We start from the raw sequence: 25,068 nt of genomic DNA on the forward strand, positions 1-25,068 counted from the left end.
CATTGATGGATTCAATGCGTTTCTTATTTATATTTTAAAAGTACTTACAGTATTTCTATGTTTTGTTGCATATGGTCTTTCACCCGATGCCACACATCTTTAAACCAGTACGTGAATTCTTCTGGACGGTTACTCATCCACAATTCTAAATCATCCGCAGCGATCCATTTATAAGCTTGAACTTCCTCAGGATTAGGGTTGGGGCTATCGTTTGATATTCCAAATAGAACTACATCTAATTCGTGCTCGATAAGATTGTTTTCAACTTCAGCATGGTAAATAAATGAAAATAAAATATCTAGATGAGCTTTCATGTTCATCTCAAATGCCAATCTATCTTTTGCAGCGTCCAATGTGTTTTCTCCTTGCTGTTGATGCGAACAACAGGTATTTGTCCACAGATTCGCGCCGTGGTATTTGTGAGCGGCTCTTTGTTGAAGTAGTAGTTCTCCATTTTCATTAAAAATAAAAATCGAGAAAGCACGATGCAATACACCTTGGATATGCGCTTCCTGCTTATCCATTATACCCAACTCTTTATTGTCTTTGTCCACTAAAACAACATGATTTCTTTCCTTGTTCATTTACGCGCTTAATTTGTGTTCAACTTTAGTAGCGAACTTTTTGAAAAAATATAAATTCCAAAGAATCATTACATAACCATATACTGCATCTTCTATGGGAATTGTGCCAATTCGAATCCCCATGAATTCCTGAGGATTATAATTAACGATAGGCGATTCTAAACCCGTACCAGTCAAAACACCATTCACAGGCAAAAATCCTAGCATTAGAATTGTATACACAAGAGACGCTTCACCGATCCATTCTTGTTTGTCAATGAAATGCAAGTAAAGAATAGAGCCAATGGTAACCAGTGCTGTGACAAAGGTGTAAAGTCTATCGTTGTAGCTCAAAGCAATTACCGCACATACTATGATTGTAACAAATGCAATAATGTTGTTAAAGCCATTCGCCCAATCCAGATTGAAGAATTTGGTAAGACAGAAATAGGTGAATGTACAGCTAAACGGTATACATATAAAGAACAAGCACTCTTCTAGGGGCAAACCCAGCAAATTAATCCCTAAGGTATAGTCTGTATTGAACCACCATACACCATTTACAGTAAATAGCGCATCCCAAATAATAAATGGAATTGCAACTATAATGCTAGCCATAATAAATGGCTTAAAATAACGATCAAATCGTATACGCTTATCAAACGAAAAAATAAAGCATATGATAATAGTTAGAAAGTTGATCAATATATAGGTAAGTGACGTCATTGATTTTTAAAATAAATTTTGAAATACTTAATCGGCACAAATAAAAATCCGAAACATTCGCCTTCTTCTTTATTCACATGTTTGTGGTGCTGTTTATGTGCGCGTCTAATAGCTAATAGATAAGGTGACTGCGTATCTCTTAGAAGCTTAATTCGTTGATGTATAAATATGTCATGTACAAAGAAATAGGCTATTCCATATAAAGTAATGCCTAATCCGATAAAGAATAAATAATTTACTTCTCCACGGGTACCAAAATAGAATAATAGAATAGCAGGTATTGAAAAAATAAAGAAGAAATAATCATTTTTTTCAAATACACCCTCGTGACTATGGTCGTGGTGATCTTTATGTAAAGACCATAAAAATCCATGCATTACGTATTTATGCATAAACCAAGTTACGGGCTCCATGCAAATAAAAGTTATTAGCAGTATTAATATATTCATTTTGTTAATTTCACTTTTAATAATTCTTTTATGTCTTTTTGTAAAGACACATCTTTAGTTGTCTTAAAATCTTGCAACATCTTTTTGTCTTCCGAAATCTCAGCATTATAGCCTAGAGACTTTGGAATTGAAATCTGTATTGCATATCGTACGTAGCGTAATTCTATATCATTAGGCGATTGTGCAATTGCTTTTTCTAATAATTTTTTCCCATCATTGAATGATCCTAATTTCTTTATTGGATTCAGTTGATGATTGGCTTTAATCATCGTAAAAGCTCCCAAATATCCCACGGATTTTACATTTTCTTTGTTCTTTTCTAAAGAACTCAACATGGCATAGCATACAGATTTATTTTCTGGGGCTATAGCAAGATTTTTTCTTATAGTTGAAAAGTTGTCATTCGCAAAATTTTGAAATGGTAAAAAGAGCAATACAATTATAAGCCACTTCATATTCTGTCTAATTTTAAATTCAAATACGATTCCATCATCAAATACATTTTCTGAGTATTTGGTACACTTGTGCGTTGTTGTAAAATATCTCTACTTGACTTCGAACGAATCTTTTTGAATAACGACCAATAATAGCGATAAGCCAAATACACCCCAAACTTAGAAGAATTCGGCAACATTTTGATCCCAACCAGTGCTTCTTTAAATTCTCCTTCAATTTCATGCTCAATAATCTTCTTTGTTTCGTCATTGAAAGCAATAAAATCAAGATTTGGGAAGTAAAAACGTCCTAAAGTATAATAATCATCTTTAAGGTCACGCAAGAAATTGATTTTTTGAAAGGCACTTCCTAATTTCATAGCATAGGGCTTCAGCTCTTCGTATCTTTTTAAATCACCTTCTACAAATACATGTAAACACATTAATCCAACTACCTCAGCTGAGCCTAAGATGTATTCATCGTAATTCGCTTTCGTATAGATTACTTTGTCCAAGTCCATGGCCATACTATGCAAAAACTGGTCAATTAGCTTTTTATCAATTTTGTATTGATGTACAGTTTCTTGGAATGATTGAATTATAGGGTTTATTGATATTTTCTTATCAAGTGCATCATTTGTTTCTTGTATAAGTTGATTCAACAGTGTGCTTTGATCATAGCCGTGGAAGCTATCTACAATTTCATCAGCCAACCGAACAAAACCATATATAGCATAGATTGCTGGTCTTAATTTTGAGTCTAAAGCTTTAATTCCTAATGAAAATGAAGTACTATACGTTTGTGTAGTACATTTACTTATTTTATAGGCTAAATTGTCATAAAGTGTTTTCATAGCTTAGCTTTTTAGATTTCGTTAGCAACTATTTTTCCGGATATAATTGATGGCGGAACACCTGGTCCCGGTACTGTTAATTGACCTGTATAATGTAGGTTTTTTAGTTTCTTATTGCGTATTGCAGGTTTAAATATAGCAGTTTGTTTTAATGTATTTGCCAAACCATATGCATTTCCTCCATACGCATTGTAATCTTCTTTGAAATTGTTGACACAATAGCTTTTCTTGTAAACGATTCGATTTTCCAAATGCGTTATGCCTGTATGTTTTTCAATTCGAGCTAACATTTCTTGGAAATATTTTTCTCTTGTCTCCTCATTGTCTGCAATGTCATTTGCTACTGGCATCAATAAGAAAAGGTTTTCATCATCTGGAGGCGCTACTGATGGATCTGTCTTGGACGGGCAACACACGTAAAATAACGGTTTATCTGGCCATTGTTTGTGTACGTAAATATCATCAATGTGTGCATCAAGTTCGTGTTCAAAGAATAGCGTATGGTGTTTAAGATTATCTATTTTTCCTTTTACACCTAAATAGAATATTAAGCAAGAAGGAGCGAAGGTTCTAGATTTCCAATATTTATCGTCGTAATTACGTGCGTTTTCTGGTAAAAGTTTTTCAGTATGATTATAGTCTATTGAACTTATAACTTCATCAAAGAGAAGGTTATCACCATTAACTTGGATAGATTGAGCTTGGTTTGATTGCGTTTTAATCCCCTTAATTTCAGCGTTGAAGTGGAATTTTACACCTAAATTTTCAGCTACCTGTTGCATTGCTTTTATGACTTCAAAAAAACCACCCATCGGATACCAAGTTCCTAAAGCATAACCACCATAATTCATTAAACTGTAAAGGGCTGGAATATTTGAAGGAGCAGCACCAAGAAATATAACAGGAAATTCCATGATCATTTTCAATCGACGATCACTAAAAAACTTATTTACATAATCATCGAAGTTACTTAATAAGTCAAGCTGCGTAGCATTTTTGAGTATCTTTAATGATGCAAATTCTGTCCAGCTATGACAAGGTTTATAAATGAATTGCTTCATACCTACCTCATATTTATTTTTGGCTGAACGCATAAACTCGTCTAATTTATGTCCTGCACCCGACTCATAGGATTCAAAAAGATTTTTTAAATCTTCGTATTTTTCTGGGATGAGGATTTTGTCATTATCAAAAATAATTTCAAATTGGGGGTTTAAGGATATTAATTCATAGAAATCTGATGTCGTGTATCCAAAGTCTTTAAAGAAATCTTCAAAAACATCTGGCATCCAATACCAGCTGGGACCCATATCAAAGGTGAAACCGTTGCTTGTTGTGAATTGTCGCGCGCGTCCACCCGCTGTGTCGTGCTTTTCAAAAACATGTACTTCATAGCCTTTCTTAGCAGCATAACACGCTGCCGAAAGCCCAGAAAATCCAGCTCCTAATATGGCTACTTTTTTAGATGTCTGTGTATCTTTTTTTAAACCCATTTAGTATAAATGTATACGTTAATAATTTATAAAAGTATAAAATTGTACTGTTTATAGCAAGCCGTTATTTTATACAAACTAATTTATTTTAAAAAAGTTTTAATTGATATACGATAAATGTAAATAAAATTTATTCATTGTTCGCTATAGTATAGCTTTCGTACGCTTCTTGAAGCAGTTCGTTGGGCGTGAGATTTTTATTGTAAATTTTTTGATGAAATTTATCCATTTTGGTAAGCAATCTTAAAAGCTCATATTTTTCTTCATTAGTCAAATCCGCAGTGACGATTTTTGTCGCTTTACGGATATCGTCCATTTTATAGTTTAGGTAGTTTAAGCCTTCCTCAGTGATTTCTAAAATTTTACTGCGCTTATCTTTTGTGGAATCCACTTGTGTAGCCCAACCGCATTTTATTAGTCTATTAATTATTTGGATACCAGTAGGCTTATCCATTTTATTACGCCTAATCAATTCTGTTTTAGGCATGGCACCAAAAGAATTAAGTGTGATTAAGTATATAAACTCATCTTGCGTCGAGAATTGAGAATCGTGGATGGCTGATTTAGAATAGCTTTTGGCATATTTGTTCATATGAACTAGGAGCGTGCTTATTATACTCTCTATGGATCGACCATTAAGTTTACCTTCCCATTCCATCTCTGGTTGTAAGGTATCCGGCTTGGTGTCCTTTATCCATTGGAAAAAACCATCAACATTGGCAGAATAATCGCTATTTTGGTTGTTATTCTCAAAAGACTCGACTTGAGTCAACAAATTTCTAATCAGATCGTAATTCATTGCGTAATAAAAAGTACAAATATAAACTAAATTAGAATAAATTTATACAATGAAGTAATTGTTATGATGTGCTTTTATTAGTTTTGAAATTTTTGTAGTTTTTCTTTGGATAAAATACTTAGAATTAAAGTAACAAATACCTGTTTGCATTAAAAGTTAAACTGTTGTTCATCTGAAAGGTTATAACCATAAACAATTAAAATAGATAATTATGGCTACATCAAAACAAAATCAAGGTATGAAAAATGCACACTTACATGAATTATTAGTTGATGGATTGAAAGATATGTTAGGTGCGGAACGTCAATTACTTAAAGGTTTGAAAAAAATGACTACAGCAGCACAAAATCCAACATTGAAAGACGCTTTTCAAACACATTATACGCAAACTGAAAATCAAATTGAAAAACTAAAAAAGGTGTTTGGTGATTTAGGAATCACTGCACGGGGTAAAAAGTGTAAAGCTATGGAAGGCTTATTGGTAGAAGCTGATGAAATTGCGGAAGAGTTTGCAGATAGTCCTGAAGTTTTAGATGCTGCACTCATTACTGCAGCACAAAAAGTGGAACATTATGAAATTGCTTCATATGGCTGTTTGGTAACATTTGCTTCATTAATGGAACACGACAATGCAGCTTCGATTCTAAAAGAAATTTTAACTGAAGAAAAAGAAACGGACCAATTATTAACGACCATAGCGATGGAACAATCAAACGTCGTTGGTGAGTCAAAATAAAAAGTCATTATATCACACAAAATTTTAGGGTCAGGGAATAGCAACGCATATTGAGTTGCTATTTTTTTATGTTTCCTCTATAAATTAACTCCAACACAGTTCCCTTGCGCATTGGGTTTTGCGATTTTCCTCTTCGAGTTTGGTCAGCCGTAATGCTGGCATTAACTCATGCTTGTGTACTTATAGCCTTTTCAGGCATTTGCATTGGCCAATTTAAAAACGGGGTCTTTTAGCCACCATAAACATAACCGGCCTTTACGCTAAAAAATCTCATGGTTTAAGTTTCGCTATGCGTTCCATTTCTTTTTGGTGATACTTTATCTTGGCGTCTAGTTTGGCTGGTTCGTAAACCACCTGTAGTGCTGGATTATAAGGGGGTAAGTCTTTTAAGATATTCCATATAACAACGGATATTTTTCGTGCAATAGCGATCAGGGCCTTTTTCGAGGATTTTCTTACACTTAGACGGTTGAATTTATCTTTAAAATAGGAGCCTTTACAGCGGCTTGCCGCCCAGGCCACCTGTACCAGTATTGGCTTGAGATATCTGTTTCCTTTAGTGATCGCTGTACTTTTATATTTCCCTGCGCTTTCATCATTCTTTGGTCGTAATCCGACCCATCCACTCAGTTTACCACTGTTTTCAAAAACTTTCATGTCTGCGCCGGTCTCGGCGATGATCACAGCGGAACTGATACGGCTAACGCCGGGAATCGTCTTTAGCAAGGCACTCTGCCGTGGAAAATCACGCAGGCAGATAGCTTCAATCTTTTCTATATACTCAACAGACTGCTTGATCAACAGGTCATATTCAGCTTTTGCCATCTGTAGGTTGAAGCGGTGGTGCTCTTTCATGCAGCCGGTTAGGGCTGCTGCCAGCTTTCCGTTTTCTTTGTTCTTCTTACTGGCGTATACCAGTTTGCTTAAACGTATGGCATCACGCTCACCAGCTATCAGAGCATCAATGACACTCAGCATACTTTTTCCTCCGATATCCGTCACAAGACTACCTAAACGGATTCCGGCCTGTACGAGGATATTGTCCATTTTGGTAAGCACACGAACTATCCGCTGCTGCAACTTGCTATAAGAACGGGTGTAGCTCCTGAGTTCCTGTATTCGCTCGCCAGGCACAAAACTCCTGCGAAGCATATCCTTGTGAAGTAACTGGGCAATCCACTGTGCATCCTTTACATCGCTTTTCCGACCGGGAAGCTGTTAGATTAAAAAGGGATTCACCAGCATAAGATCAAAACCCATTTCACTGAGAATATTCCAAACGGGAATCCAGTAGATACTGGTACTTTCCATGGCTACACGTTTGACATCTGAAGTTCTAAGGTATTCACCGAGCTTCCGAATTCCCGTGCCGAAGGTCTCAAAAACCTCCACATCTGAGTAATGCTTTCCATCAAATACGGCACAAAAAATGCTATCTTTGTGTACGTCAAGTCCTGCTGTTTTCATATTGCTTTTTTTTACAACATAAAGATAATCAGTAGGACTGACTTTTTTTTTGGAGGGGTAGTTCCCTCAATTTTTATCCGCTTGTGTGTAATTAAAAAATTAAATGTAGATTTAAATGCGTGGAGAAAAAAATAGCGCAGTTACTCGAAAAAGTGCTGCGCTAACTATATAGATTTGGATAATTGTGGATTGTTAAAGAGTTTTATTAGAGGATTTGATCATCTTCAATATCCTCATCAATCATATCATCATCTGCTTCAGTTGGATCGATGTCTAAATCATCAATTTCTTCATCAGGCTCTATTTCATCTAGGTCGGGTACAGGTTCTTCCATTGGGATATCATCAAGATTTTCGTCACCTTGTCTTTCTTCGAATTCTTCCGGATCAGGCATATTTTCTTCTTCACCTGCAGGAATTGTATCGTCTAAAGTTTGACCTGGTTTAATTAAGTTTTCCTCGTCTTGCAATGTTTCGTTTACATCAGAATCGTCGCTATCTATTGTTCCAGGTGTGTTTCCTATAGTACCTGGATTATTACTTTCCATCATAATGCAAACTATTGGACCTAGTCCTTGCGTTGCTGATATTGTTAGTGTTTTCATAGTAAATAAAATGTTAATGTACTCTAAGAACCACTGAATGACTTGATTAGTTTTAAGAAATAATACGTTAAATGGGTTGTTATAAACACGTGTTACTGGAGAATTATGGCGTGTTAAAACTTAAAATCCAAAGTTTATTCAACTATTAGGGGTTTCAAATGTTAATTCTTAAGAAGCATAGAAGATAATATGAGCAGAAACATAATAGATGAACGCAGTTTATTTCGTTTGGGAAGTTGGCTTTCGGATAATAAGTTGAAGCTAGTATGCGCTGAAAGTATGACTACAGGTTTTTTGAGTAGTATTTTCGGTTTAGAGGTTTGTAGCGGGGATTATTATCTTGGTTCTGTTGTTTGTTATGATAACGAAATGAAAGAAAGGTTATTAGATATCTCTCCTTCATTGATAGAAACGCATACAGCAGAATCACAAGAGGTAACTTTAGCGATGTTGCGCGGTCTGCAGAATCTGGTGCCATATTCGGATGTATACCTCAGCATAACAGGTCTTGCGTTTGACAGTTCAAATTCCAAGCAAAACCGTCCAATAGGACTTGTTTATTATGCTTTTAGCTATAAAGGAAATCAACATGTTGTCGAGAAGCAATTTAAAGGTAATGCAGGACAGATAATCATTGCTACCTGTAATAGTATTTTTTCTGATTTGTATTCTTGGCTACAATCACTGCATACGAATACGTAAACTTTAAAATTAACGCTATGAAAAATTTAAGTATTTTATCAATTTTATTATTGTCCTTACTAATTGGTTGCGGGCAATCAACTAATGAATCACAAGAGAATGAAGAAAATTCGCCAGGACCAGTAACTGAGGCGGATAAACAGCGGTATAATTTAAATTCCAATGATGAACTCATATACGGCACGGTGGATACTTTAAATCAAGATTCCCTTCGTATGGACAGTTTAAAGAAACCCTAGTTAACATCTAGGTGGCATAGATTCTGAAGCGAAGAACAAATAGATTTTTACACATCATAAATCACATAATATGGCTACGATACATGAAGATAAACCTCTGGGTAGGGATATGCAAAAAAAGAAAAAAGAAATTTTAACAAAAGATGGTCACAAAGAAATTGATCGCGATATTAAATTGGATGGTGATGCCGAAGCTGGTGTTGATCCTCAAGTTGAGCAGCTGAATGACATGCCCAATGATCCAACTGATATGCCCAAAGAAAAGAATGACTAAAAACAAAAATGGTGTTCAACAGGAACACCATTTTTACTAACTCGCGTATTTTACTTTTAATCTTTTTTGAAGTGTCTTACGAATGATATGTATTCGTGATTTGATTGTTCCTTCGGGAATACCGTACATTTCAGAAAGCTCTCTGTATTTATAACCATCGATATAATTATTAAACATTTCACCGTGTGCAACTGGTAGTTCTGCGATAATTTTAGAAATGTCCCCCAACATCATTCTCTTATCTGAACTATCCTCTGTATAAGGCTCTGAGGATAAACTGTGGTTGTAATAATACATACTGATGTCATCGTAGTTTTGCTGATAACTCAGACGTTTGTATTGGTTTATATAAATATTGCGCATGATTACAAAAAGCCATGATACGACGCGTGGATTGTCAAAAAATTGATCCATGTATTTCAACGCACGAATAAACGTCTCTTGTACTAGATCATTAATAGCTTCTTGATCTTTAGTAAATTTCTTTGCTAAGCCTTTTAGGATGCGCTGATACTCTAGTAGTTGGGTGTTAAATGCTTTGTCTTTCATAGATGTATGTATTTAATAGTTGCTGCATAAGTACTTACAAAAACAGTGCATATATTTCTGATTTGATGTCATTCAGGTACTTACTAAATGATAAAAAGTAGATATTTCCTCTAAATAGAGATTTATCGCAATTCAATATGGGTTACTGCGTATTTATACGCACTTAAATCTAGTGTAAAGTGTAAAGCTTTTGTTTTTTTACTGCTTTTGCTAAAATGTAGGTTATCGCCTACAACATAAACTATCCTAACATGTTATTCTAGTATAAAATCTGATAGGTATGAGATTGATTATTTATTTACTAGGAAGTTTGTTTTTGATATCGTGCTCGAATGCCCCTAAGAAAAATCTGAAGGAATCAATAGCACTGGAGGAAATAATTTACCAACGAACAGAGGGATTACTTTTATTAGAGAAAATCCTACATAGCTCGCATTGCGAAAATACCAATATGATTTGTGAGAAAATCAAATTTTTCTATGCGGAAAGTCAGCCTGAATTGCTTGGTTTGTGTACGAATAAAGAGCTTAATTTGACAATGGCTACTTATGAAGAGATAAATGAAGATGTAAAAGTACGTTTTCAAGATAGTACTACATATACTGATCATTTAGCCGATAAATTATTGACCAATTTACATAATCAAAAGAAATTCTACCTACAAATATTAGAAGATCGTGAACTTGCTTCTTTACATATGTATACACTTGATTCTTATTTGCAAATGATGTGTTTTGTGGACGATATGAAATATATGCTTGATGAAACAAATGCTGTTCAATAATAGCTAAAATCTAAATCGACCGCTAATAGAATTCGAATAAATTTATCCAAATATTATTACGTTTAGGTTTTAATTGATAACCGACGGTGTCTTAATTTCTTTTTCTTTTTTAAGACGCCGTTAGTATATTAAGATGTTTCCGAAGCATCCAAAATAACTTTAGGAAAATCCATTACCATAGGAAATTTCATTATTACGGTAGTTCCTACACCCACCACAGAGTTTACTTGAATTTCACCCTCGAACCTTTCGATAATACGTTTCACCAGAGACAAACCAATACCACTTCCTTTATAGTTGTCGGTATTCATAGCGCGACCAAACATTTCAAATATATGACTGAGATCTTCTTCTGGTATCCCAATACCATTGTCTCTGACTTCATAGCAGACGTAATTATCTACTATACTACTCGATACATGTATTTTTGGTTTATCCAATTGTTGGCTGTATTTTATAGCGTTACTAAGCACATTTGTGAATATCTGATATACTGCACTTTTCTCACCCCATACAGGAAGGAGCTTACCAAATGTTACCTCACATTTATCATCTTCATAAGCCAGCTTCGTTTCTTCCACTATTTTACGAAGCATGTATTTTAGCGGTATAGTATTTTTACTTATTTTATTGATTTTATCCTTAGAAAGATTGACGATGTTATCAATTATATCCTGAATATTTTGTAAACCCATAGTGATGGTACTAAACCATTTCTCTTTTTGGTTTTCGTTGATGTTTCCATTTTTTGATTTAAGAAAATCAATACCCATCTTCAATACAGATAAAGGATTTTTTAAATCGTGAGATAGGGTATAGGTAAACATTTCCAACTCATTGTTGAGTTGTGAAAGAGTATTGGCTAAATCTTTATTTTCTATGAGCTTTTGCATCATCGAATGATTAAGCGTGTTTTTTAATCCATCTAAGAGGTTTAATTCTTCTTCATTCCAAGGAATGGCCGTTTCGTAAATGGTCTCTTCATATACATCAAAAGTATAGGGGCTTTTTTCACTTGTCATCATCTTTGTTTCTGTTGAAATTGTTTCATTTCGAAACCAAATGATGTAATAATCCTTGTTGATGTCTACGTTGTAAGCAAGTAAGCCCGCGAATGGCAATGATTTCTTAAAATTATCTTTATGGTTTTTCTTAAAGTTATGATCAATAAATACTGTTAAATCACTGTTTTGCTGCAAGTAATTGATTATTTCAAAACAGGTTTCGGTAGAAGGAGTCTCGCCTTTGATGAAAAGATCTCCTTCATTATAGATAGCGATCCCATCCGCCCTTAGCATCCAGCGCAAGTTGTCCATGCTTTCGACCAATGCACAGTTTATAGTTTTATGGAAAGACAATCGCTTGATCAATGAATCCTGAAATTGCTGAACTTGCATATTTATGTCAATCAAACCTTTTTGAATGAACATTTCGTACTTACTCATTGCATTTTGCACAATAAAGGTGCATATCTTTCTGGTCTGTAAGTCTACATGCTTTTCCTTAATGTTTTGCGCTATGACCATTCCCCAAAATTTTCCTCTTAGGTAGAGTGGAAAAAAGAGTGCTGTTTTTATGCCTATGAATTGATAATATTCAGCTGTGAGGTCAGGAAGGCATATCAGTTGGGTTGATTTTAAATCTATATTTTGATCAATGGTATAGAAATTCTGGGGTTGCTCATTGACATTCGCCAAGAATCGATACGGTGAATGCTTGAAATGTTCAATTAGCACCTCGGGAAGAAAATCCTTCGAAAAGTATTTGTTTTCAAGAGGCTCTGAGGATATATGACCGTTTTCAGCTATAATACTACAATTGCCCGTTTCTAGGACTTGTAGAACGAATACTCTGTCAAATTGAATTATCTTGTTTATAGCTTTACATACAAGCTTCCAGTTCTTGTGATGGTTACTGTCAAATAAAAAACCTATTTCATTAAGATCACTTGTCGAAATATGTTTTTTGACCTGACGTTCTACTTCAATATGAATGTGGTTATCTTGCTTGCTTATTTTTAAGTAGTACGGCTTGCTATTTATCTTACAGGTGATTACTGATAGCGGAGAATTACCTTCTACATAGGATTCTATGACGCTCTTCACCTTATTAAAAGAACTTAGTCTGGAAAATATTTTTTTAAAATGATCTTCCGCAGAAGTGTTTAAAATATTTTCTGGTAAAATATCAAATTCAGAAAATAAATTTTGAGAGATGCCCGTAATCTTTAAGTTAAGATCTAAAACAATTAAATGCCCGAATTTCTGAATTCTTATAGTGTCCAAAGCTGTGTATTAGGTGATGTAATACATAAAGATATTATATTTCAATACATCTACGAAATCTCAATGGAAATTAACTTAGGGTGTAATTTTAGTTTTTAAGTATAAAAATATAGGCTTTGTAGTCTTTAGTGTTTGAAGGGGTAATTTATTGTTTTTATAATTATTTTATTGAGAGCTTTTGTTGTTTGTGGTGAAATATTATTTTGTTTACGGTGTTAAGTTACTCAAAAATACCGTATTAATACTTGGGATTGTGTATTTATACCATTTTTTGAAATTTTAAGTTTATTTTTAGTTAATAATTGCCCTTTATTGTGTTGTTATAGAGTTGTTTATTTAGCAACAGTTAAGTTTTCAAACTTTGTGTAGTTTAAATTACCTGAAAAGTTTGATTGCGCGCATATAACAGAGAATTTGGCAAAATTTTTGTTGTTAAAATTGTCATCTATGAAAAACAAGCCTAATTAATAATTCTTTGTATGATTAAAGTTATTTTAGTTGAGGATCATTTGGTAGTAAGAAATGGTATTAAACTATTATTGGATTCTTCGGGGGAAATAGAAATTATAAGTGAGGCGCGAGATGGGAGTGAACTTATGTCTTTACTCAGGGGTGGTTTACAGCCTGATGTCATACTATCTGATATCAACATGCCATTGATGGATGGGCTTGAGGTCACAACATATTTGTCCGAAAAGTATCCAAATATTAAGGTAATATTATTATCGATGCTGAATACCATTGATCAAGTTATTGATGCCTTCGAACGTGGCGCTAAAGGTTACTTAGTGAAAAACGTGGGCTACAACGAATTGATCTTCGCAGTGAAACATGTGGCAAGCGGGGGACGATATGTCTGTGAAGAATTAACTATGTTGATGTTAAATATTCTTTCCTCATCTTCTTCATCGGCAATACTGAAAAAAGAAGTTGATATGGAGCTTGACCTTTCAGAACGAGAAATAGAAGTCCTACAATTGATCAGTGAAGGCTATACAAATATGGAAATCGCAGATAAACTTTTCTTAAGCAAAAGAACTGTAGAAGGACATCGGCAAAGTCTAATCACCAAAGTAAAAGTCAAAAATTCAGCAGAACTTATAAAGTTTGCTGTACAACATCATATGGTCAACTAACTATTTATAGAAATCGCCATCACATTAATTGTTGATGGCGATTTTCATTTAGTTACCTTTAATAAATCGAATTAATCGTGTCCTTCAGTTTTCACGATTTTATTATAAATGCCGAATAACAAAAATGGCGCTACCCATTGGCCAATAAATAGTGCATCCTTATCTCTACATAAGCATTTCAATGTAGCTGATGCGACCATTGCTGTTACGGCTACGGCCAGATATGTTGTAGAAGGAAGCTTTGAAGTCTGTTGTTCAATTTGTTTGGTCGTCTGACCTTCGTTTGGAGTTGTTAGTGCCATAATATTAATGTTTATGTGTGAAAAAAAATAATATTCTTTAATAACTAACAGCCCTCAATTTATTGTGTTCAAGATATTTATAAAACAAGTATAAATGCGCCAACACCGTAAAAACCCCATTCACCCGATTGAATTACATTATTTTTAGTTAACTCAACGTTATGATTATCTATATTTTAAGTTGTAAGAAAAGAATTATTTAGTAATCACTAAAACACAACGTATGAAAAATCTATTTTTAATTATCGGCACCACATTGTTCCTAAGTGGATTGGTTGCCTGTTCAAATTCGAATAATAACAATACAGCAGAAGATGGTCAGGTGTTCCTGTGATGGAAATGGCTAAAGAGCAACAAAACCCACATCATCTCATTATGGGTGCATAAGGCGCGTTACCTGTTGATGCCGCGGGAAACCCGTGGAGTGGCTCTTATGTATACAATCACGGGAACTTGGTACTTGATCTTATGGACAATCTGGTGTTAGAAGCTACTGGTCGTCTTCAAATATCCCGTATCTATCAAATATCCCGCAATAAAACTTTGCGATCCACTATTTCTTTCTTAATTGTGCGTGATGAAGCACATCAAATGGCTTTTGCTAAAGCGCTAGAAACACTGGATGTCAATTGGGCTAAAGTGTTGCCTGTACCCAAATTTGATGCTTCACAATTCCCAGAAGTACGTAAACTCATGGATCAAGGCATACATCGTGAGCAATACACTTTCCGTTTAGATGGGTCGATGATGGATCAAATATAAGGTTCCTCTCCGTCTAATGATGGGACTGAACTGGTGACGATGGCTGAACCGCGGGAGTCCTTCCCTAATCCAATAGCACCGGAACTACCAGAAGAATTTGCGCCAGGCTTAGATCCTGAATTGCAAAAATTAGCGGATGCCTTTGAAGAGTTTAAGGAAAAAACCTTGAAGGATATGGAAGATAAAGCTGGTCCAAATCCACGGAACCCAGAAGGATAATAAAATGTGTCTGTGTTTTTATAGTTCCTCTAGTTCCTAGGGAACAACAAGCCCCTGATGCTATTCAGGGGCTTCATTTATGTATTGGATCATTAAACTTGTTGTAAATAAATATAGTAGGATTGAGTGGTATACGTATAAATAATTGCTATTCTATAATCCGTATGCTTAATATTTTACTTTGCTAAACCATCAATCAATGCTTTCCATTGTGGGTAAGAAGCCCCCAGTTTCGCGCCTAAGCCCACCAAGAAATTACGTATGTTATCTAGTACATTTTCTGTTTCTGTATTTATGACTTCATTTCTACCCGCATAATGTAAGCTAACACTATTTCCTTCTTGCTTGATCACAATATTGGAAGAAGTATATTTCTTGAAAAAATGTGCTGCATCATCCCCCAAAGTGCTTGGGTCAGGACTTGGTTGTAGGGAGAGAAAGGTTTTCCTTTTGTTTTGATGATCGTATTGATCAAGCGAGGTCACTTTTACATAATCATATCCACCGGCCGAGGGACTGCCAGGCCCCCGGTATATCAATTCGTATAAAGTCATTTTTCTTTACCAAACGCATTTGTACTTCTTTTTTCTCATTAACTATTACAAATTCTGCAGATAATCCCACAGCGATTTGTTGCCAAGCATTTACATCAATAAGTTTTTTGACGATTTCTCTATAGCGATTATATGCCATTGTTTCATTCGGCAAAGTTAATTCTCTTGAATAATCTAAGGATTTACCGACTAGTTGTTCTGGAATCTTGCTCATATGCTTAAGTATTTAGTTCACAATGAATAAATAGCTAACACTTCCTGTGGATAATCGTTGAAATGAAATAGGTTAACAGGTAATAATTACCTAATCGTATAAATACGGATAAAATGCTTAATTAATACGCCTTTTGTAAAACGTATCAACAGGTAGGGGTATCAGCTGGTTCAATCGGTAATCATACACACTAGAAATTAAAAACTCTGCCTATTAAAGCAATGAACTATAGAGGGCCTTTTCGCATCCGAGTCGATGAGAAACCAATGCCCGAAATTTTACACCCGAGAGATGCGATTGTACAGGTGACAAGAGCTTGTATATGTGGCTCAGACTTACACTTATACCACGGTATGGTTCCAGATACACGAGTGGGAAGTACATTTGGACATGAGTTCATAGGTATTGTGCGTGAACTCGGTAGTGGCGTGACTAACTTAAAAGTTGGTGATAAAGTATTGGTGCCATTCAATATCGCATGTGGTGAATGTGTTTTTTGTGTGCAAGGCTTATTTGCCAACTGCCATGAATCCAATACGATGGCTACAGCAGCAGGAGGTATATTTGGTTATTCGCATATTGCAGGCGGCTATGATGGCGGACAAGCGGAGTTTGTGCGTGTCCCTTATGCAGATGTAAGTCCCACCGTTATTCCAGAGCATATGGATGAGGAAGACGCACTTCTATTGACCGATGTACTCCCGACGGGTTATCAAGCAGCACAAATGGGCGGAATACAAAAGGGAGATACTGTAGTTGTATTCGGTGCAGGGCCAATAGGTATTATGGCTGCAAAATGTGCATGGCTTTTCGGCGCTGAACGTGTAATTGTTATAGATCATTTGGAATATAGGCTTGATTTTGTAAAGAAATACGCCAATTGCGAAGTTTATAATTTTAGATCCATTGAAGATCCTGTTTTATTTATCAAGCATGTTACGAATTGGCTGGGTGCCGATGTATGTATCGATGCCGTAGGTTCGGATGCATGCGGAAATGCCATGCAAACTATTACAGGTAAGAAACTACTGTTGCAAGCAGGAGCTGCTACAGCATTACATTGGGCAGTGAATTCCGTCAAAAAGGGTGGAATCGTTTCTATTGTTGGAGTTTATGGTCCTACAGACAATTTGGTGCCAATCGGTAATGTAGTGAATAAAGGGATTACAATTCGTGCCAATCAGACATCTGTCAAACGCTTATTGCCTCGTTTAATTGAGCATGTACAATCAGGCGTATTGAGCCCAAAAGATATAATTACACATCGGTTTTCACTGGAAGAAATTCCAGATGCGTACCGAATATTTTCTTCAAAATTAGATGAATGTATTAAGCCTGTAATCATTGTATAACTCTTAAAACTTAAAGACTATGAATGTAGTAACAACAGATACCCCTATAAAAGATAGTTGGGCTATAGACGAGAATGTAGAAAATGACCCAACTTATCCGATGCGTAACCGCATGTTTACGCAAGTACCTTCTCGGCCCGAACAGCAAATAGCACGTGTCGAGATATTACAATCCATTGAGCGTCCACACTACAGTGCGGTATTCGGCGAGACTTTGCCTCCATCAGGGCTGAGTGGTCAGCTGCGTAGGTATGCTTTTCAACATAGCGAATCGCGGTACCGTCATTGGTTGCCACTTCTATTGGCTGATCGTATCAATGTAGTTGAAGTGTTGTTGAAAGATGTAAAGAATGGTCATATACCCAATCTTTTCGTCGAGATGGGAGGACGAGCATTGTGGAAATATGATAAGGCTACTTTGTTTAAAAAGACAGCGTTTTGTGCTCTAGGTACACTCGCTGCCGTTTTGGCAGTAAGACGAATTTTTAGTAATAAATAGAAGCATATGGCAGTCATGTATTTAGATACCATACACAGATTTAAGATTATAAAAAGTACTAAGGGAAAGTTTGATCTTACATTCAATGAAGTCGTGTACCAGGAATGCGAAGATCAGGATGAGGTCTTGTATTTGTTAAAATCAATTCAGCGCGAATATGAGAATAACCCTTGTTATGAATTATTGCATGGAATGAAAGATCGTCTATCTGTGTGTTTTCGTAATACCTACAATGACGAAGATGTATGCTTTTATTCTTCAGATGAATAGTTTTTTCTAACTATAATCACATCTTAATCTTTAATTAGAAGATTAGGCTTTTATTAGTCTAATCTTTTTGGTTATATGTATTTTTTCTTACCGTAATATCGTAAGATTCTCTAACTAAAATCACGATTAATCACTGTAAGGTTGAATATAGCGATATATTTAAAATAATAGTTGAAGTACTTTCTTAATGCCATAATTAGGTGCTAAATCCCAATTGATACAATAAAGAATGAATCAGTAATAAATTAACTATTTTCCCTTTGGACCAATAGATTGATGACTAAACATATATCATACTTTATAACTTATTGGGGTTTCCTTCGATACTTGTTCGGAATAAAGTCCATTTTTCCGAAGTACACCCGAAGTACACCCGAACAAAATTTGTGAAAGTGTTCAATTTCGGTCAAACGCTGTCAGGTAGTATCATTCTCAATCATTCGTGATCAATTTCGGTCAAATTCTTTCATACGATTTTTACGACTTTCCTTTGATGTTAATAAATCGAAGTATTGATGTAGTCTTTGATATTGTAAAATTAAATGTCACTTTAGAAAGTTATTACTAAATTATGAGGTTTAAAGTGATACATTTTCTAATGGAGAAGATATATAGTATTATAATTGATCTATATAAGGAAAATACAATGACATATATTTAAATTAAATAAAAAAGGCGTTAAAAACCAAGTTTTATCGCCTTTATATAGTAAAGAGAGAGAGCGTGTTTTTTATTCGAATTATAATTTTAATAGATCTCGTAATGAATATAGGTATGCGCTAACCAATAGCTAATAGTGCTTTCAGCTCCTTGATTTTGATTCACTGCATCCTTATCTATGCCATCGCGGCAACCTTTAGTAGAGGCATCATAGATTACGGCATTCAATCTGTTATTACCATAGAACCAATTAAAGCAATCTTTGGCTTTACCATAAAATTTTGGAGCATTGTTTATTTCCGCTAGTTTATGGTACATCAGTATAAGAGATGGTATCTCGATAGGTTGTTCCCCGACACAAGATTTTGAACCGTTCTTTTTATACCAACCTGCATTACCAATCAACTCTAATTTATCATTTTTGAATATAATTTCATCTAAAAAAGCAGCGCTTTCAAGGCTATATATGAGGTACTTCTCCTCTAACAATATGCCTTTTGTAAGCATTAAGCTGTATGGAATAATGGCATTATCATAACTGATAATTTCCTCATACCATAGCCATTCATCTGTAGCTGATTTCTCGTATTCATTACTGATAAAATCTGCTAAGAGGTAAATCTCTTGAATTAAATCCTTTTTGTATTGTTTCGAGTGAAACATATAAACCAATCCACACAACGCGTAAGCGGCAGCTCTTATAGACTTTATGTCGGAGAAGTGCGTGTATGCCTTGTCTATTATTTCCTTTAACAATTGTTGTACATGCTTACGATCGTCATTATACATAAGGCTACCTAGAGCCCATATTGTGCGTCCAAAAGCATCTTGAGTACCATATTTGTCTAAGAATTGATGATCAAATGCTAAGAAATTCCCAAACTGGCCATTGTCACGTTGCATATAATAAATAAAGGCTAGATAGGTATCAATCAATTTGTCGCAAGAATGCGGATACACACGATTAGAAAGTCCTGCTAGCATTAGCGCACGCGAATTGTCATCTAAACAATAGCCGTGGTTATAATCGGGCGTAGCAAATTTGGCGTGTTGTGCGATACCTACTGGATTAGTCAGGCGTCGGATATGCGCTAAGTCTATCTGTGTATCGTGCGCATAAAATGGAATTTCTAGATAGTGCTGAAATGTACGTTGATGCGAAGTTAATATCATAAGAATGGATTAAGCACGTTTGAATAATTTTCTACTATTGGTATATGTTGTTGCAATCAATTTGGAATAACGGTTTCCTACATTTGGCCACTGCATTTTTTCGCCATGCTCACGTGCATTAGTTCTGTATTTTGCTAGCGTCAATGGATTTTGTACCAGTTCATTGATGATTCTAGCAAGTTGCTTGGCATCGCAGAAGTCAAATAATAATCCTCTTTCCTCTGCCAAAAGATCTTTCGCATACAGGTAGGGGGTAGAAATAACTGCTGCTCCTGCACCCAATGCAAAGGAGAGTGTACCACTGCTGATTTGATTTTCATTTGGGTAAGGTGTGACATACATATCACAGGCTGTTAAATATTCGGCTAGCTGCTCATTGGTTGCAAATTCATTGATGAATTGCACTTTATCCGAGATGCTTAATTCCTGGCATCGCTTTATGAGCTGATTTCTATAGGCTTCACCTTCTTCTTTGATTACATTAGGATGGGTGATACCGAGGATGAGATATTTAAAATCTTCATCCTTAACATCCTTAACCGCTTCAATAGCTGTCTCAAAGCCTTTGCCACGCCCCAAGAAACCAAAACTTAATAATACTTTCTTACCAGTCAAACCAAGTTTTTCTTTAGCGGAATCGTGTTTGTAATCAAAAACTGGTACACCATGAGGAATCATTTCAATCTTACGAAATGGAATCTTGTAAATCGAATGCAACATATTTACCGCCCAATTGGTCATCACTGTAACCATACTACTTATTTGCCCGATTTCTTGTAAGACGATTCGCTCTTTTTCAGAAGGTTTTGGTAGTATAGTATGAAAATTAGTAATGATGGGAATATGTAATAATTTGCACAAAGTCAGAATATAATCGCCACTTTCTCCACCAAAAATACCATACTCGTGCTGTATAATACACACATCATAGCTGCTATTGATAAAATTGGCAGCTTGAACATAACTTTTTAATTTATCCTTCTCAATGCTATATACGACCTCTTCGGGGAAGCTGACGGAATCACAATTAGTAATAGCTGCAATGTGTACGTTGTCTGTTTTGGCTATTTTAAGGCTTTTGTATAAGTCATGAGCGAATGTGGCAATGCCACACTTCTGAGGTGTATACGTCGATAGTATGATCGTTTTCATAGTGGTGTTGACAAAATATATTAGTGCAATAGTTCTAATACCTTAACAACAAATAAATTGACAAATAGTTGTAGGTTATAATTACTAAAATATTAAATAATTTGTTTTAGCGGTTTTACTTTAATCTCGCAAAGGTCTACACGCTTTGGTTGTTGTAAGACGAAGAGAACTACATTGGCTATGTCTTCTGCTGTCAACATTGTCTTTTCTGCTTGTTTTAGTCGTTCTTCGTCCGGTGTAGTAGATTGCATATCCGAGCCTACCAGGCCTGGTTCAATTAAAGTCACACGGATATTAGATGGATTAAGCTCTTTGCGTAATGCTTCAGAGAAACCACGTATTGCGGATTTAGTCGCTACATAGCCAGAGCTTTCTGCATCTTTCGTGGTCGCACTCATTGAACCTATTTGAATCATTTCGCCTTCGATACCTTTTTGTTTCATTTTTTCGCCAACAAATCCGGAGAGCCACATGTACGATAGTAAGTTGGTATTCAATAGATAATGTAAGTCTTGAATGGATTTTCCTTCTACAGCGTCATAACCAATAGCTGCGTTGTTTACCAATACATCAAAAGAACCATATTCAGCATCCCAATCTTTTATTTGTTGTTCGAATGCTGTAAGATTTGTCACATCCGTAAGTGAGAAGTGGAAGCGATGCGTTAATCCTAATACCGCGATATCTTTTTTGAGATCTTCCAACTTTTCTTCGCTTCTGCCGATAAGAAATATAGTGTAGTCATGTTGAGCTAGTAATAACGCTATAGCTCTTCCAATCCCAGCTGTTCCGCCTGTTAATAATACTTTTTTAGTTTCCATAATGATTTATTTACGTATGAATTTTAGTGTGTCGTCTGCTTTAATCTGATGGTACTCTTTGTTGGGTTGTTTTTTCCTATTTATTTCTACTTGTATCGAATTTGAATTTGTCCTAATCCACAAAATGCCTTCTTGACTTGTAGCGCCCAGTATTTGTATTTGCTTTTGTTTATTCCCGTTCTGTATCAAGGGAAGCGTAGAAACGACATAGGTATCCTCATCTAGTTTAACAACGTGATGAATACAAAGGTTGAGAAAAAGTGCGGCTCCATATACTTCTTGTCCGACTTGCCCAATTGCTTCCCATCCATCCCCCAGGTCTTCAATTGGAATATTAATAGTAGGATTTACATACCCCGTCTTGGCTTTGTCCGCGAATATGTCTGTGGGAAGAAATGGTTGGAAATAATAAGGAAGTCGGTGTAATGCGTACTGTATGTATTCGCTCATGAAAAATCGTAGGTATGGCGAAATGGATATTTTCTTTTGATGTATAAGGTGAACTATTCGGTTAAATATAGCTACTGTCTCGTATTCTTCGAATGGTGCTGTATATAGTGTTCTTTGTAAAGGAAATAGTGCAAAAAAACTTTCCCTTTCTTTGGCATTGCCATACTTCATATCCCAAATCGCACAATTGCGTATAATATTACCCAGAAATACTTCAGCTATTTCCAAATACTTTTTGTTGGAAGTCATGACATATAATTCCAATAAAGCTTCTGCGGTATAGGCTGCATTATTGGATTGGTATATAGAATTTAAATCCACAGATTTGAGTTGGTTGGCAGCACGTTTGGCTTCGGTTAAATACACATTCTTGTTGTATAGTTTATAGCTTTTGAGCATGATCTGAATGTATAGTCCAGCGGTATCCACTTCTCCAAATACGTCGTGATTTCCTTCGTCTTTTAATATTTCTAAGGTATAGATGTTGAAGAAAATTGGCCAATCGTAATCAAAGGCTTTGGCTGCTCTTCGGATATACAATAGAGACTTTTGAAATTGTTCTTCGAGTATATTATCCTTAAAACCTTGTTCAAATAAGAAAGCTAACTGTAGCACCGGATAGAGTAAGTACCAACTGTCCATGATAAATGAACGTTTTTGTTCCTCGTCAAAATCTAGTAAATTAAGAGTCGGCAGGTAGCCAACGGTGGATAACACCTAACTCTTCGTCGTAAAAGCGAGCTATATTTATTGTAAGCTCTCGGATGATTTGCTCAGACAGCGAAGTACCAAATTGCTGATGGTATTCAAACAGTGGTCTTAATACAGCCATTTGCACCATACTTTCGGGCGGAGTTTCATAGCTATTAACATAAGCATTGAGATAGGCTGCATCTTGCACTTGTTTCCAACAGCCTTTATGTTCGTAAAGATCTTGTAGTGTTTTAGTCGCATTCTCAAGTATATCTACGACCTTATTTTTGGGTTTCTGTAGACTAGGATAGATTTGATAGAGTAGACGAATGTAGAGATTGGATGCGTGCCGTGCATTTTGCGGTTTTTGGTTAGAGTAACCTACAAAAGTTTGTTGGACACAATAGTTCTCCCCTGGTAGTAATGGCAATTTAGCACGTGGGAATTTAAAACCAAGTTGAGGCCATTCTATCTTTACGGTGTCCAAATAAGATACATGTGTGTATTCCGCTATCTGCTGGATTGCTCCTAGGTCTTTAAAATAGAGTAGACAACCTGACGTTTGCTTTCCGAAATCAACAAAGCAATGTCCACTTCGTCCTTCTATTTGTTCGATGTGTTGTGTAGGAGTTTTAGGTAAATCATAATCATTTGTTAATAATAATACTTCACGATCTTCTTGCTGGTGAATATGTTGTTTTTGACAGTCAATATAAGTGCTTGTATTTAGTATTATGGTTTCTTCTTGAGATAGATCGACGGATAATATTATCTGAATAGTACCTACTACGACAGGAAATACTAATTCTACCTTATTATCTGATTTAGAATTAAAATGTATTGATTTTATATCGTTAGGTAATGCGCCTTGATAAAGACGTTGGATTAGAATATTTTTGTTTGGGAGATGTACTTTTAAAAGCAATTCATTGTTGCAATACAAGAGTTGCAAGAAATAGTCAGTATAGGTTTGGTTAAGTAATTCTACATAATTGCTGTTTTTTAAATCTGCGCATAACTGCATTGTATTCAGCGTCATATAGTTTTTATCCATAGGTAAATTTAGCTTGTTATCATATCTTCATCCCTTATAAGTATGAACAAGTTATACTATAGATAGTTTATGAATATGTTCTAGAACCGTTTAGGGTATTAATAATAAATACAAAAGAGGCTGTCTCAAAATAGGCAGCCTCTTTTTTGTATTTTATCACTCATATTATTTGCTTTAATCACCTGATTTTCATATCTTTAAGCTGCAATCAGATTGTTTTATGAGCAAAAGAGTACCTGTTTTTAAACCTTATTATCAAGACCAGATCATGGCAATTCCTCCAAGCCTGGATGAATTGGTTTCCAAATCACATCCAGTTCGGATTGTTAATGATGTAATTAATCGAATTAATATTCAAGGGTTATTGGAAGCCTATAAAATTAAAGGTTCTTCTAGCTACCATCCTCAAATGTTATTGAAAGTACTTGTTTTCGGTTACGTTAGCAATATTTATAGTAGTCGTAAATTGGAAATGGCATGTCGAGAGAATGTTAATTTTATGTGGTTAAGCGGCATGAGCTTTCCTGACCATAATACAATTAATAGATTTCGTGGAGTTCGCTTGAAAGAAGCATTACGCAGTATTTTTGAAGAAGTAGTAAAACTATTGGCCGATGAGGGCCTTTTAAGTATTGATGATGTTTATGTAGATGGGACAAAAATTGAGGCCAATGCTAACAAGTACACCTTCGTGTGGAAGAAAAGTATCCATACCAATAAGGAGAAGATGAAGAAGGCATTAATAGAAATTTGGGAATACGCTCAAAGCGTTGCTAAAACAGAGGATGATTTACCTGAC

The 25,068-nt window shown here is 35.4% G+C and carries 29 protein-coding genes and 2 pseudogenes; 12 read left to right on the plus strand and 19 right to left on the minus strand.

Annotation, left to right across the window (positions count from 1 at the left end):
• Positions 1-44 precede the first annotated feature (44 nt).
• From idi to FLS47_RS18040, 7 genes are all read right to left on the minus strand, one after another.
• The gene (gene idi, locus FLS47_RS18010) at positions 45-584 is read right to left on the minus strand and encodes an isopentenyl-diphosphate Delta-isomerase (protein WP_149915708.1); all 540 of its coding nucleotides are present in this window, start codon (positions 582-584) and stop codon (positions 45-47) included.
• Positions 585-1,289: a lycopene cyclase domain-containing protein gene (locus FLS47_RS18015; protein ID WP_149915709.1), complete on the minus strand. Its 705-nt coding sequence runs from the start codon at positions 1,287-1,289 to the stop codon at positions 585-587.
• Positions 1,286-1,702: a sterol desaturase family protein gene (locus tag FLS47_RS18020; protein ID WP_240141075.1), complete on the minus strand. Its 417-nt coding sequence runs from the start codon at positions 1,700-1,702 to the stop codon at positions 1,286-1,288. The genes FLS47_RS18015 and FLS47_RS18020 overlap by 4 nt, the downstream gene beginning before the upstream one ends.
• A 32-nt stretch (positions 1,703-1,734) precedes the next feature.
• Positions 1,735-2,193, minus strand: a complete 459-nt coding sequence (locus FLS47_RS18025) for a hypothetical protein (RefSeq protein WP_149915711.1) — start codon at positions 2,191-2,193, stop codon at positions 1,735-1,737.
• Complete coding sequence (locus tag FLS47_RS18030; RefSeq protein ID WP_149915712.1) at positions 2,190-3,026, minus strand: phytoene/squalene synthase family protein; 837 nt, start codon at positions 3,024-3,026, stop codon at positions 2,190-2,192. Before FLS47_RS18030 ends, FLS47_RS18025 begins: the two co-directional genes overlap by 4 nt.
• An 11-nt stretch (positions 3,027-3,037) precedes the next feature.
• Complete coding sequence (locus tag FLS47_RS18035) at positions 3,038-4,519, minus strand: phytoene desaturase family protein (protein WP_149915713.1); 1,482 nt, start codon at positions 4,517-4,519, stop codon at positions 3,038-3,040.
• Between the two features lie 130 nt (positions 4,520-4,649).
• A complete protein-coding gene (locus FLS47_RS18040; RefSeq protein WP_149915714.1) occupies positions 4,650-5,318 on the minus strand; it encodes a MarR family winged helix-turn-helix transcriptional regulator in 669 nt (222 codons plus the stop codon).
• Between the two features lie 211 nt (positions 5,319-5,529).
• Here FLS47_RS18040 and FLS47_RS18045 point away from each other — a divergent pair, with 211 nt between their 5' ends.
• Complete coding sequence (locus FLS47_RS18045; RefSeq protein WP_149915715.1) at positions 5,530-6,054, plus strand: YciE/YciF ferroxidase family protein; 525 nt, start codon at positions 5,530-5,532, stop codon at positions 6,052-6,054.
• Positions 6,055-6,324: 270 nt separating this feature from the next.
• Here FLS47_RS18045 and FLS47_RS18050 read toward each other — a convergent pair.
• Together FLS47_RS18050 and FLS47_RS18060 are read right to left on the minus strand one after the other, a co-directional pair.
• Positions 6,325-7,521: pseudogene (locus tag FLS47_RS18050) on the minus strand (IS110 family transposase).
• 205 nt (positions 7,522-7,726) lie between these two features.
• The gene (locus tag FLS47_RS18060) at positions 7,727-8,125 is read right to left on the minus strand and encodes a hypothetical protein (protein ID WP_149915718.1); all 399 of its coding nucleotides are present in this window, start codon (positions 8,123-8,125) and stop codon (positions 7,727-7,729) included.
• 189 nt (positions 8,126-8,314) lie between these two features.
• Between FLS47_RS18060 and FLS47_RS18065 the strand changes: the two genes are divergently transcribed.
• From FLS47_RS18065 to FLS47_RS18075, 3 genes are all read left to right on the plus strand, one after another.
• Complete coding sequence (locus tag FLS47_RS18065; protein ID WP_149915719.1) at positions 8,315-8,827, plus strand: CinA family protein; 513 nt, start codon at positions 8,315-8,317, stop codon at positions 8,825-8,827.
• Positions 8,828-8,844: 17 nt separating this feature from the next.
• Complete coding sequence (locus tag FLS47_RS18070; protein WP_149915720.1) at positions 8,845-9,066, plus strand: hypothetical protein; 222 nt, start codon at positions 8,845-8,847, stop codon at positions 9,064-9,066.
• A gap of 70 nt (positions 9,067-9,136) precedes the next feature.
• Complete coding sequence (locus tag FLS47_RS18075) at positions 9,137-9,340, plus strand: hypothetical protein (protein ID WP_149915721.1); 204 nt, start codon at positions 9,137-9,139, stop codon at positions 9,338-9,340.
• 36 nt (positions 9,341-9,376) lie between these two features.
• Here FLS47_RS18075 and FLS47_RS18080 read toward each other — a convergent pair whose 3' ends face one another.
• A complete protein-coding gene (locus tag FLS47_RS18080) occupies positions 9,377-9,889 on the minus strand; it encodes an RNA polymerase sigma factor (RefSeq protein ID WP_149915722.1) in 513 nt (170 codons plus the stop codon).
• Positions 9,890-10,169: 280 nt separating this feature from the next.
• On the opposite strand from FLS47_RS18080, the gene FLS47_RS18085 reads away from it, so the two are divergent.
• A complete protein-coding gene (locus FLS47_RS18085) occupies positions 10,170-10,673 on the plus strand; it encodes a hypothetical protein (RefSeq protein ID WP_149915723.1) in 504 nt (167 codons plus the stop codon).
• A gap of 128 nt (positions 10,674-10,801) precedes the next feature.
• On the opposite strand, the gene FLS47_RS18090 is transcribed toward FLS47_RS18085, so the two are convergent.
• Positions 10,802-12,958, minus strand: a complete 2,157-nt coding sequence (locus FLS47_RS18090; RefSeq protein WP_149915724.1) for an ATP-binding protein — start codon at positions 12,956-12,958, stop codon at positions 10,802-10,804.
• Between the two features lie 479 nt (positions 12,959-13,437).
• On the opposite strand from FLS47_RS18090, the gene FLS47_RS18095 reads away from it, so the two are divergent.
• On the plus strand, positions 13,438-14,094 hold the full coding sequence (locus FLS47_RS18095) for a response regulator transcription factor (protein WP_149915725.1): 657 nt from the start codon (positions 13,438-13,440) through the stop codon (positions 14,092-14,094).
• A 71-nt stretch (positions 14,095-14,165) separates the two neighbouring features.
• Here FLS47_RS18095 and FLS47_RS18100 read toward each other — a convergent pair whose 3' ends face one another.
• Positions 14,166-14,396: a hypothetical protein gene (locus FLS47_RS18100; RefSeq protein WP_149915726.1), complete on the minus strand. Its 231-nt coding sequence runs from the start codon at positions 14,394-14,396 to the stop codon at positions 14,166-14,168.
• A 399-nt stretch (positions 14,397-14,795) separates the two neighbouring features.
• Between FLS47_RS18100 and FLS47_RS18725 the strand changes: the two are divergent.
• Positions 14,796-15,158 (plus strand): annotated as a pseudogene (locus FLS47_RS18725) (manganese catalase family protein); the annotation flags it as partial.
• A 39-nt stretch (positions 15,159-15,197) separates the two neighbouring features.
• A complete protein-coding gene (locus tag FLS47_RS18730; RefSeq protein WP_223225420.1) occupies positions 15,198-15,377 on the plus strand; it encodes a hypothetical protein in 180 nt (59 codons plus the stop codon).
• Between the two features lie 176 nt (positions 15,378-15,553).
• On the opposite strand, the gene FLS47_RS18110 is transcribed toward FLS47_RS18730, so the two are convergent.
• Entirely contained in the window at positions 15,554-15,862 is a 309-nt protein-coding gene (locus FLS47_RS18110; RefSeq protein ID WP_149915727.1) for a hypothetical protein, read from the minus strand.
• Between the two features lie 10 nt (positions 15,863-15,872).
• Entirely contained in the window at positions 15,873-16,145 is a 273-nt protein-coding gene (locus FLS47_RS18115; protein WP_149915728.1) for a hypothetical protein, read from the minus strand.
• A 221-nt stretch (positions 16,146-16,366) separates the two neighbouring features.
• On the opposite strand from FLS47_RS18115, the gene FLS47_RS18120 reads away from it, so the two are divergent.
• Genes FLS47_RS18120 through FLS47_RS18130 form a run of 3 tightly spaced genes read left to right on the plus strand, consistent with a single transcriptional unit; the run spans position 16,367 to position 18,266 of the window.
• The gene (locus tag FLS47_RS18120) at positions 16,367-17,497 is read left to right on the plus strand and encodes a zinc-dependent alcohol dehydrogenase (protein ID WP_223225421.1); all 1,131 of its coding nucleotides are present in this window, start codon (positions 16,367-16,369) and stop codon (positions 17,495-17,497) included.
• Positions 17,498-17,516: 19 nt separating this feature from the next.
• Positions 17,517-17,996, plus strand: a complete 480-nt coding sequence (locus FLS47_RS18125; RefSeq protein ID WP_149915730.1) for a hypothetical protein — start codon at positions 17,517-17,519, stop codon at positions 17,994-17,996.
• 6 nt (positions 17,997-18,002) lie between these two features.
• Entirely contained in the window at positions 18,003-18,266 is a 264-nt protein-coding gene (locus FLS47_RS18130) for a hypothetical protein (RefSeq protein ID WP_149915731.1), read from the plus strand.
• A gap of 747 nt (positions 18,267-19,013) precedes the next feature.
• Here the strand turns inward: FLS47_RS18130 and FLS47_RS18135 are convergent.
• The 5 genes from FLS47_RS18135 to FLS47_RS18155 all read right to left on the minus strand — a co-directional run bounded on the left by FLS47_RS18135 (position 19,014) and on the right by FLS47_RS18155 (position 24,269).
• Positions 19,014-20,099: a hypothetical protein gene (locus tag FLS47_RS18135; protein WP_149915732.1), complete on the minus strand. Its 1,086-nt coding sequence runs from the start codon at positions 20,097-20,099 to the stop codon at positions 19,014-19,016.
• 9 nt (positions 20,100-20,108) lie between these two features.
• Positions 20,109-21,251, minus strand: a complete 1,143-nt coding sequence (locus FLS47_RS18140) for a glycosyltransferase family 4 protein (protein WP_149915733.1) — start codon at positions 21,249-21,251, stop codon at positions 20,109-20,111.
• Positions 21,252-21,343: 92 nt separating this feature from the next.
• Positions 21,344-22,072, minus strand: coding sequence for an SDR family oxidoreductase (locus tag FLS47_RS18145; protein ID WP_149915734.1), 729 nt, complete (start codon positions 22,070-22,072; stop codon positions 21,344-21,346).
• A 6-nt stretch (positions 22,073-22,078) separates the two neighbouring features.
• Complete coding sequence (locus tag FLS47_RS18150) at positions 22,079-23,164, minus strand: hypothetical protein (protein ID WP_149915735.1); 1,086 nt, start codon at positions 23,162-23,164, stop codon at positions 22,079-22,081.
• A gap of 40 nt (positions 23,165-23,204) precedes the next feature.
• Complete coding sequence (locus tag FLS47_RS18155; protein WP_149915736.1) at positions 23,205-24,269, minus strand: hypothetical protein; 1,065 nt, start codon at positions 24,267-24,269, stop codon at positions 23,205-23,207.
• 220 nt (positions 24,270-24,489) lie between these two features.
• On the opposite strand from FLS47_RS18155, the gene FLS47_RS18160 reads away from it, so the two are divergent.
• The coding region (locus FLS47_RS18160; RefSeq protein ID WP_149915737.1) for a transposase at positions 24,490-25,068 on the plus strand (579 nt) is incomplete at its 3' end.

It is taken from the genome of Sphingobacterium cavernae (genome assembly GCF_008520265.1).
GTDB lineage: Bacteria > Bacteroidota > Bacteroidia > Sphingobacteriales > Sphingobacteriaceae > Sphingobacterium > Sphingobacterium cavernae.

What these genes read in the sequence shown, in the direction of transcription:
- FLS47_RS18015 (WP_149915709.1), bottom strand. Translation starts at nt 1,289, where the DNA reads ATGACGTCACTTACCTATATATTGATCAACTTTCTAACTATTATCATA.
- FLS47_RS18100 (WP_149915726.1), bottom strand. Translation starts at nt 14,396, where the DNA reads ATGGCACTAACAACTCCAAACGAAGGTCAGACGACCAAACAAATTGAA.
- FLS47_RS18070 (WP_149915720.1), top strand. Translation starts at nt 8,845, where the DNA reads ATGAAAAATTTAAGTATTTTATCAATTTTATTATTGTCCTTACTAATT.
- FLS47_RS18080 (WP_149915722.1), bottom strand. Translation starts at nt 9,889, where the DNA reads ATGAAAGACAAAGCATTTAACACCCAACTACTAGAGTATCAGCGCATC.
- FLS47_RS18025 (WP_149915711.1), bottom strand. Translation starts at nt 2,193, where the DNA reads ATGAAGTGGCTTATAATTGTATTGCTCTTTTTACCATTTCAAAATTTT.
- FLS47_RS18075 (WP_149915721.1), top strand. Translation starts at nt 9,137, where the DNA reads ATGGCTACGATACATGAAGATAAACCTCTGGGTAGGGATATGCAAAAA.
- FLS47_RS18095 (WP_149915725.1), top strand. Translation starts at nt 13,438, where the DNA reads ATGATTAAAGTTATTTTAGTTGAGGATCATTTGGTAGTAAGAAATGGT.
- FLS47_RS18040 (WP_149915714.1), bottom strand. Translation starts at nt 5,318, where the DNA reads ATGAATTACGATCTGATTAGAAATTTGTTGACTCAAGTCGAGTCTTTT.
- FLS47_RS18035 (WP_149915713.1), bottom strand. Translation starts at nt 4,519, where the DNA reads ATGGGTTTAAAAAAAGATACACAGACATCTAAAAAAGTAGCCATATTA.
- FLS47_RS18030 (WP_149915712.1), bottom strand. Translation starts at nt 3,026, where the DNA reads ATGAAAACACTTTATGACAATTTAGCCTATAAAATAAGTAAATGTACT.
- idi (WP_149915708.1), bottom strand. Translation starts at nt 584, where the DNA reads ATGAACAAGGAAAGAAATCATGTTGTTTTAGTGGACAAAGACAATAAA.
- FLS47_RS18060 (WP_149915718.1), bottom strand. Translation starts at nt 8,125, where the DNA reads ATGAAAACACTAACAATATCAGCAACGCAAGGACTAGGTCCAATAGTT.
- FLS47_RS18145 (WP_149915734.1), bottom strand. Translation starts at nt 22,072, where the DNA reads ATGGAAACTAAAAAAGTATTATTAACAGGCGGAACAGCTGGGATTGGA.
- FLS47_RS18020 (WP_240141075.1), bottom strand. Translation starts at nt 1,702, where the DNA reads ATGGAGCCCGTAACTTGGTTTATGCATAAATACGTAATGCATGGATTT.
- FLS47_RS18120 (WP_223225421.1), top strand. Translation starts at nt 16,367, where the DNA reads ATGAACTATAGAGGGCCTTTTCGCATCCGAGTCGATGAGAAACCAATG.
- FLS47_RS18125 (WP_149915730.1), top strand. Translation starts at nt 17,517, where the DNA reads ATGAATGTAGTAACAACAGATACCCCTATAAAAGATAGTTGGGCTATA.
- FLS47_RS18730 (WP_223225420.1), top strand. Translation starts at nt 15,198, where the DNA reads ATGGCTGAACCGCGGGAGTCCTTCCCTAATCCAATAGCACCGGAACTA.
- FLS47_RS18115 (WP_149915728.1), bottom strand. Translation starts at nt 16,145, where the DNA reads ATGAGCAAGATTCCAGAACAACTAGTCGGTAAATCCTTAGATTATTCA.
- FLS47_RS18045 (WP_149915715.1), top strand. Translation starts at nt 5,530, where the DNA reads ATGGCTACATCAAAACAAAATCAAGGTATGAAAAATGCACACTTACAT.
- FLS47_RS18135 (WP_149915732.1), bottom strand. Translation starts at nt 20,099, where the DNA reads ATGATATTAACTTCGCATCAACGTACATTTCAGCACTATCTAGAAATT.
- FLS47_RS18155 (WP_149915736.1), bottom strand. Translation starts at nt 24,269, where the DNA reads ATGGATAAAAACTATATGACGCTGAATACAATGCAGTTATGCGCAGAT.
- FLS47_RS18150 (WP_149915735.1), bottom strand. Translation starts at nt 23,164, where the DNA reads ATGGACAGTTGGTACTTACTCTATCCGGTGCTACAGTTAGCTTTCTTA.
- FLS47_RS18130 (WP_149915731.1), top strand. Translation starts at nt 18,003, where the DNA reads ATGGCAGTCATGTATTTAGATACCATACACAGATTTAAGATTATAAAA.
- FLS47_RS18140 (WP_149915733.1), bottom strand. Translation starts at nt 21,251, where the DNA reads ATGAAAACGATCATACTATCGACGTATACACCTCAGAAGTGTGGCATT.
- FLS47_RS18065 (WP_149915719.1), top strand. Translation starts at nt 8,315, where the DNA reads ATGAGCAGAAACATAATAGATGAACGCAGTTTATTTCGTTTGGGAAGT.
- FLS47_RS18085 (WP_149915723.1), top strand. Translation starts at nt 10,170, where the DNA reads ATGAGATTGATTATTTATTTACTAGGAAGTTTGTTTTTGATATCGTGC.